The sequence below is a fragment of the Pedobacter sp. genome, assembly GCF_031119335.1.
Lineage (GTDB): Bacteria > Bacteroidota > Bacteroidia > Sphingobacteriales > Sphingobacteriaceae > Pedobacter.
Genome location: NZ_JAVHXT010000003.1, coordinates 231,395 through 238,758 on the forward strand (window position 1 = coordinate 231,395; position 7,364 = coordinate 238,758).

6 protein-coding genes are annotated in these 7,364 nt (G+C 39.3%); 1 reads left to right on the forward strand and 5 read right to left on the reverse strand.

Annotation, left to right across the window (positions count from 1 at the left end; translation table 11 throughout):
• Positions 1-595 precede the first annotated feature (595 nt).
• On the forward strand, positions 596-1,468 hold the full coding sequence (locus tag REI64_RS04925) for a DNA/RNA non-specific endonuclease (protein WP_308848991.1): 873 nt from the start codon (positions 596-598) through the stop codon (positions 1,466-1,468).
• A 228-nt stretch (positions 1,469-1,696) separates the two neighbouring features.
• Here the strand turns inward: REI64_RS04925 and REI64_RS04930 are convergent, their stop codons facing one another.
• The 5 genes from REI64_RS04930 to REI64_RS04950 form a co-directional block, all read right to left on the reverse strand.
• The gene (locus REI64_RS04930) at positions 1,697-3,319 is read right to left on the reverse strand and encodes a glycoside hydrolase 43 family protein (protein ID WP_308848992.1); all 1,623 of its coding nucleotides are present in this window, start codon (positions 3,317-3,319) and stop codon (positions 1,697-1,699) included.
• Complete coding sequence (locus REI64_RS04935; RefSeq protein ID WP_308848993.1) at positions 3,319-4,788, reverse strand: pectate lyase; 1,470 nt, start codon at positions 4,786-4,788, stop codon at positions 3,319-3,321. Before REI64_RS04935 ends, REI64_RS04930 begins: the two co-directional genes overlap by 1 nt.
• Positions 4,789-4,793: 5 nt before the next feature.
• The gene (locus REI64_RS04940; protein ID WP_308848994.1) at positions 4,794-5,747 is read right to left on the reverse strand and encodes a pectinesterase family protein; all 954 of its coding nucleotides are present in this window, start codon (positions 5,745-5,747) and stop codon (positions 4,794-4,796) included.
• A gap of 92 nt (positions 5,748-5,839) precedes the next feature.
• Positions 5,840-6,841, reverse strand: a complete 1,002-nt coding sequence (locus REI64_RS04945) for a pectinesterase family protein (RefSeq protein ID WP_308848995.1) — start codon at positions 6,839-6,841, stop codon at positions 5,840-5,842.
• Positions 6,842-6,846: 5 nt separating this feature from the next.
• The coding region (locus REI64_RS04950) for a rhamnogalacturonan acetylesterase (protein WP_308848996.1) at positions 6,847-7,364 on the reverse strand (518 nt) is incomplete at its 5' end.

Genomic DNA, 7,364 nt, shown 5'->3' on the forward strand with positions numbered 1-7,364 from the left:
AGTCTACACAGTTTAACGCAGTAAACGAACTAAAACACTGAAAATAACTATGCAAACGTTCCCAATTTGATACTTGTAAGCAATAAGTTACAAGGCGTTTAAATTCTGGAAAGGTTATTACAATTTTAAATTACAGAAAATCAAATTTCTGTGCATTTGGTAGGCAATAGTCCCGCTTTCGCTCATAGTCCTCTCCCGATAATCCCGATAGTTATCCTATCGTGTGGACACATCTCGTTCCTCCCCCTTGAATCCCCCTCCAAAGGGGGACACACTGTGCCTAAGCATTTTGCATATCCCCCTCTCCGAGGGGGCAGGGGGAGGAAAACAACATTTTCCAATATTTGTGTCCACACGATAGGATAGTTATCGGGACGGGATTAGGGCTAATCCGCTTTATCGGGTTTATTAGACAAAGGACGATGTTCTTCGGTAAAATATCCGACGACCTAAACTGCTAAAATTTCTTAAACCCGTGCTCTCAAAAACCAAAAATAGATGAACCTCAAATTCCAACTATGAAAACCTTTGAAAAAATCAGCACTTTTTTGAGTAGTTTTGAATCTTATTTCTCAACCAGAAAGCTATCCATTAGATGCTAAAACTTAATATTTTCAAGTTTGTTATATTTTCAGTGCTACTTAACGCTAGTAATTTAAGTTGTAAGAAAAACAATGATACTAACGTTGATAATGACACCAAAAATCAATCTAATGATGTTGTTAACCATATCCTTTTAGGCAATCCTAGCAACGCGACATACGATATCGTTAATTCCGAAAATTATTTGTTAGAACAATCTTACTTTATCAGTTCATACAGTAGAAATAAGGGAATAGCTAATTGGGTTAGCTGGCATCTGGAGCAAGCAGATTTGGGCGAAGCAAAACGACAGGACGACTTTAGAGCCAACATCAATCTGCCAAATGGCTGGTTTACGGCCCAAAGCAACAGTTACCAAAATTCGGGTTTCGATAGAGGTCACATGTGTCCATCAGCAGATCGAACTTCTACTGTAGAAGCCAATTCTTCAACTTTTTTAATGACCAACATGATACCCCAGGCACCGAGGAACAACCAAGGTCCGTGGGCACAGTTAGAAGAGTACACACGTACACAAATTAGAGCTGGAAACGAGGCTTATATCATTTCTGGCACTTACGGCTCTGGTGGTATTGGCAGTCAAGGCACTATTACTTTTACTTTAGCTGCCGGCAAAATAAATGTACCTACCCATGTTTGGAAAATCATCTTAATTATACCTCATGGCGATAATGATTTGGCCAGAATTAAAAGCGACTCCAGAATTATTGCCGTAATTATGCCCAATGAAAACACTATTGGCAGCAATTGGAGAGACTACAGAAGTAACGTTAAAAACATTGAAGCTAATACTGGTTATAACTTTTTATCGGCATTAAGTGCTGATATTAAAAACAGCTTAGTACAAAAGATTGATAATTTATAACGTTCCAATTATTGTGTAGTTATTGTTAGATATTTTCATCCAGAGCGCAACGAAGAATCTAAAAAATAGACTGCTCCGCGACCCTCCTAGCGCAATGTCATTAAGTTAAGCGTTGGCGGGGACGCCAACACTGGAGTATTCTTATGTTGGCGTCCCCGCCAACGTTATAAATAATCCTTAACTTAATGACATTGCTCCTAACATCGGAATGACAAGATCGAGTTCAAATTACTTCTCTACCCTAAACCAATCAAAATCTGCGTAACCGCTATCGTTTGTTTGTTGTTCGCGGACAGCAAATAGACCAACTTTGGCACCAATCCATTTGCCGGGCGTAGCCTCAAATACATCTTCTACCGTTGTGAACGTACGACCATCTTTACTAAAGCTGAACTCACATTTAGCGCCCTTACTCACTTCAATCCTCAGAAAAATATCTTTTCCATCTAATTTTGCTAGCTGCTTTTCATTTTCGACTTTGCCTTTATCCGCATTTTTGCAGACAGAATAAACCAAATACAAACCATCCTTTTTAGATTTTACTGCCAGATATGCATAGCTTAAACCATAAATCGTTAAACCAGCTTTTTCGTTTTCTAATTTCGGATTAGCTGTAAAACTCAATTTTGTAGTAGCCGTAAATTCTTCCGTTGGAAATTTCTGCATCAAGATATTTGGCACATCCCAAAGGTTTTTGGCACTGTCAGGAATTTTTACAGTGTACAATCTCAATGTCCCTTTACTTGAATTCAAAAATGACCAAGTAGCTACCGGATTAGCCTGCCATTGCCATTGCAAGCCTAATGATGCACCGTTAAATTCATCAGACTCTGCAGGAGTGAAAATTGCGCTTGGTTTAGCTACCGTTGGTTTCTTGTGTACTAACACAGGCTCGCCAGTTCCATCACCATCTTTATCCATGCCAATTACCGGCCAATTGTTTACCCATTTCATAGGCTGTAAGTGCACTACCCTACCATAGGCATCTTTATCTTGAAAATGCAGGAACCAATCTTCTCCATTTGGTGTATTTACCCAAGCGCCTTGGTGTGGCCCATTAATTGGCGTTTTTCCTTGTTCTAGTACAACTTTACGTTCGTAAGGGCCATATACATTTTTAGAACGCAAAACCAACTGCCAGCCAGTGGAAACTCCTCCAGCAGGGGCGAAAATGTAGTAGTAGCCATTTCGCTTGTAGAATTTTGGGCCTTCTAGCGTTGGATCTGTTTCGTGTCCGTCGAAAACAATTTTTCCTTCTTCTACAGTTTTATCACCTGCGGCGTTCATCCGTTTTACTACCAAAATACTTTTTATTCCAGCTCTGCTGCCGGCGTAACCGTGGGTTAAATACACTTTTCCATCTTCATCCCAAAGCGGGCATGGGTCTATCAAACCTTTACCACCTTCTACCAAAACTGATTCGGTCCACGGACCAAGAATATTTTTAGCTTTAGTTAGGTAAATACCAAAATCTGGATCCGGATAGTAAATATAAAACTCGTTATTATGATAGCGAATAGCAGGTGCCCAAACACCATTTCCGTGCTGGGTTTTAGAAAAATGCTCAAATGGAGGCTGTCTCTTTAACGCATGACCAATCAATTTCCAGTTCACTAAATCGGTAGACTCTAAGATTGGAAGTCCTGGAACAGCGTCAAAACTAGAGGCAATCATATAAAACTTATCGCCTACTCTAATCGCATCAGGATCTGAATAGTCTGCATCTAATACCGGATTTTTATAGGTACCGTTGACTAAATCGGAAACCCAAACTTTAGAGACATATTCCTTTTGCGCAAATGCGGCATTTAATGAAAGGGCAATTACTAAGCTAACAAGAGTTTTCTTCATTATTTATATTGTGCGTCGGTAATGGTTTTCACCAAGCTATTGATATAAACTTCAATATTATCATACGCAGAACTCAAATCTTTGCCATTAGCATTTGCCTTATTCGGATCTAATTTATTGGCAATCTCCCAATCATCTGGCATTCCATCACCATCGGTATCTTTTAGTACCGCAGTTTGGTTTAATTTAGGCCAACCGCCTACATCAGTTTGTGAGTCTATAATTCCTTTAAAGCCTGTCTTTGAACCATTGTAAGTTGCTGTACCCGTTTTAACTTCATTCGTTACCCGTGTGTCTATGGCGTCTCGTTTATAACTTGCACCTGCATATAACAACACCATGTTATAAGCTTGCTCTGCGGTATGTTGGGTAACAATCTCAAATGCTAACGGATTGGTTTGCTTAGCTGTATTGAAATTTGCAACGCTGATGCTCGAATGCCTATCGACCCCTCCATTCCAATTATCTGCTGTTACTGTTGCGCTATTTGTTACCACATTGCCAGCTACATAAAACTTGCCATAACCCGGTGCATAAGTGGTGATATCTGTTTCCATGTAAACCTGCATGATACGGTTTCTGTTAGACGAAGCTGGACCAGCCTTATAGTAGTTGTTAACGATGTTGTATTCGCCGTTTTCTCCACCATAAGCGCTATTAGCACCCCAGTTATAAATCACATTGTTACGAAAATCGACCTTGTCAATTCCAAAAGTACTTTTTCCAGTTCCTGCACGACTACCACCATCAAACCTAGGGTTACGACTGTTATGATGTGCCAACAAATTATGATGAAAAGTTGCACTCGAACCTCCCCAAATAGCACCATATCCGTGATCGTCCTTACCGTGAAAAGATTTATTTAAACTTTCTGATAAGATACACCACTGCATAGTGAAGTTCTTATTAGCATAAAATGATGAACATTCGTCTATAGACCAGCTCATAGAGCAGTGATCTATAACCACATTTTCCCTACCTCTACCCCATAATGCATCTTGTTCGTTTTGGGTTAAATCGCCCATACGAAAACGCATATATCTAATGATAACATTATTAGCGTTTACATTCATTTCGTAATTCTGCAGGCAAATACCATCGCCAGGCGCAGTTTGACCCGCAATAGTCACATCACCATTTCTAATTTGCAATCTACTTTTGAGTTCGATATTCCCAGAAACCTCAAAAACTATGATACGAGCACCACTTGCTGCAATGGCCTCACGTAAACTACCTGCGCCGGCATCGTTCAAATTGGTCACCTTAATTACTCTTCCACCCCTACCGCCAGTTGCATTTTTACCGAAGCCTTCTACACCTGGAAATGCCAATGCTGTTTCCTGAATTTGTGTAGGCTTATCTGTTCCAGGATTGTTACCGCCACCATTATCTGAAGGCGCTTCCGTTTTTTTAGAGCAGCTTAACAATGCAAACGCAGTTGCTAAAAAATATAAAGTTTTTCTGTTCATCTTAATTAATTAATTTGAGGCAACCATTTACTTCCACCCGAAAAAATATTCTTCAAGGTGTATTTCTTTAATTCCTTTTTTGTGAGTTGATGAGACCAATCTATGCGTTGATCTTTTACGAAACCGGGGCCATAGGAACCGTATTCGGCATAATAAGTTTGCTTATGATTATCGTTCTTATTCCAAACGCTCCATCCTTGAGGCAAAATGTGATCGCCCATTTCGGTATTGATGAAGACAGTTTTTGCAAATGGTCTCCACGGTCGACCTAGGTAAACCTTTTTAAACGCTGGATCTGCAGTTAATTTGCAATTAAAGAATACAAAGCCAAACTTTTGATTTTGGGTGGTTGATGCCGCCGTGATGTAAGAGTTCTTTTTGCTGTGAATATGACAGCCTTCAAAAACCACAGTAGCCGCACCGAAGATAAAATCGGTAGTTCCTTCTATATAGCAATCAATGTAATATTGTCTACTGGTGTCTGCCGATGTGAATAAGGTATCTTGATTACTGATGATGCGGCAATTTTTGATGACAACTCGATCAGCTTCCACATGCAGTGCCACAGCCTGCCCCACTGGGCCCGCAGTATTTTCGAAGGTTAAGTTTTCTGCTACAAAATCATTCCCTTGTACCAAAACCGAATAAGAAGTATAAGTGTTGATTTTCCCTTTCCCGGAATAATCATCATAAGTGATAATCGTATTCTGCTTGTCTTCGCCTACCAGTCTAATTCTTATTTTTTGGGCTGGAATAACTAATTTCTCTTTGTAAACACCCTTTTTGATGTAGATATTTACTTGTACATCGCTATAATCGCGAACTGCCATTACCGCTTCTTGGATGGTTTTATACTGACCGCTTCCATCTTGTGCTACCGTAAGTTCTTTGGGATAATCTTGTGCGTAAGACAATCCGCCAATTGATATGAAGTATATAAATAAGATTAGCTTTTTCATTTTAATAGATTCCTCGTTCCTCGGAATGACAGGTCGGTTTATAGAAGTTGCCTACAAAACAGTTAACCAGTTAACCGATTTAAACAGTTAACCTAATTAGGCTTCCAACCGTTAAAAATTTTCTCTAATGTGAAGGTTTCATTTACTTCTTTTTCTGTGAGTTGATGCGCCCATTTCACCCTACTTTTATCATTTGCACCAGCTCCTTTACTTCTATACTCAGCGTAAAACGATGTTTTTTCCGCATCTGGTTTGTTCCAATTATGCCATCCCTCTGGTTTAACCTGTTTGCCTAAATCACAATTGATGAATATTGTTTTCGCAAACGGCCGCCAAGGTCTGCCTAAGTAAAAAGAAGCCTCAGGTGCATCGCCATGAATTTTACTATCTATGAACACATAGCCGTATTTTATGCTATCTGGAGTTGATGCTGCCGTGTAATAACCAGCGGTTTTACCAAAAATTTCACATCGATCGAATACAGCTGTAGAAGAACCAAAGATAAAATCTACTGTACCTTCAATGTAGCATTTGTAGTAATACTGACGGCTGCCATAGCCATAGGTGTAAAGTGTATCCTGAAAACCAAGCATCTTGCAGTTAATGAAACGAGCTTTATCTCCAGCTACAAATAGCGCCACCGCTTGACCAACTGGTCCAGAAGTGTTTTGAAAAGTGATATTTTCCGCAGTAAACTGTGGGCCGTAAACGTAGAAGCTTGAAGAGCCAGACGTACCTTTTTCCTCGCCAAAAATGTTCTTCTTTTTCGAATAATCATCGTAAGTAAGAATGGTTTTTTCTAGGCTCTCACCTATCAAAGTTACCATTTGTTTTGATGCCGATAGGTTAAGTTTCTCTTTGTAAGTTCCGTTTTTAATGAAGATGGTAGTAGTTACCTTTCTGAAATCTGGTACGGCATTAAGTGCTTCTTGTACTGTTTTGAAATTGCCTGAACCGTCTTGCGCAACTATGAAATCGTATTTGGTATTGAGAAGAGCGTATTGCGTATTGCGTATTGCGATCTCTTTAACAGCTGAAGCATCTACAAAAGCAATGTTAAACAATAAAACAATTAAACAATACAACAATCTCATTCTCATCACTTTTTAGCTACGGGTTTTACAATTTTATCTGCCAGAGGCAATTTCAAATTCTTGATTTCTTGTAGTACAATCTGAGCAATCTTTCTAGCTCCTAATTCACTAAAATGTGTATTATCTACTTTTCCTTCTGGATAATTAGGATGCTCGTTAGCTTGCAATTGCAAGAAAAGCAATTTCGAGTTTTCTTCTCCAAACTGCTGATACAATTGACGGCTTTTTTCATCTAAATCTATCAACGGAACGTTTAACTTTGCTGCCAATTCTTTAACCAATGGCGTGTATTCTTTATGCGTTTCAAGTGCATTTCCATCTTTAAATTTTCTTCTAGAAACTGGCGTGATTAAGATTGGTGTTGCCTGCTTTGCCCTAGCTTCACTCACAAACTTTACGAGATTTTCTTTGTATTGCTCTGGCGATGTATAACGATCTACTTTCTCTTTGCTTTCATCGTTATGTCCAAACTGGATGAACACATAATCTCCTTTTTTCATGGTCGATAGAGCTGTATCCCACA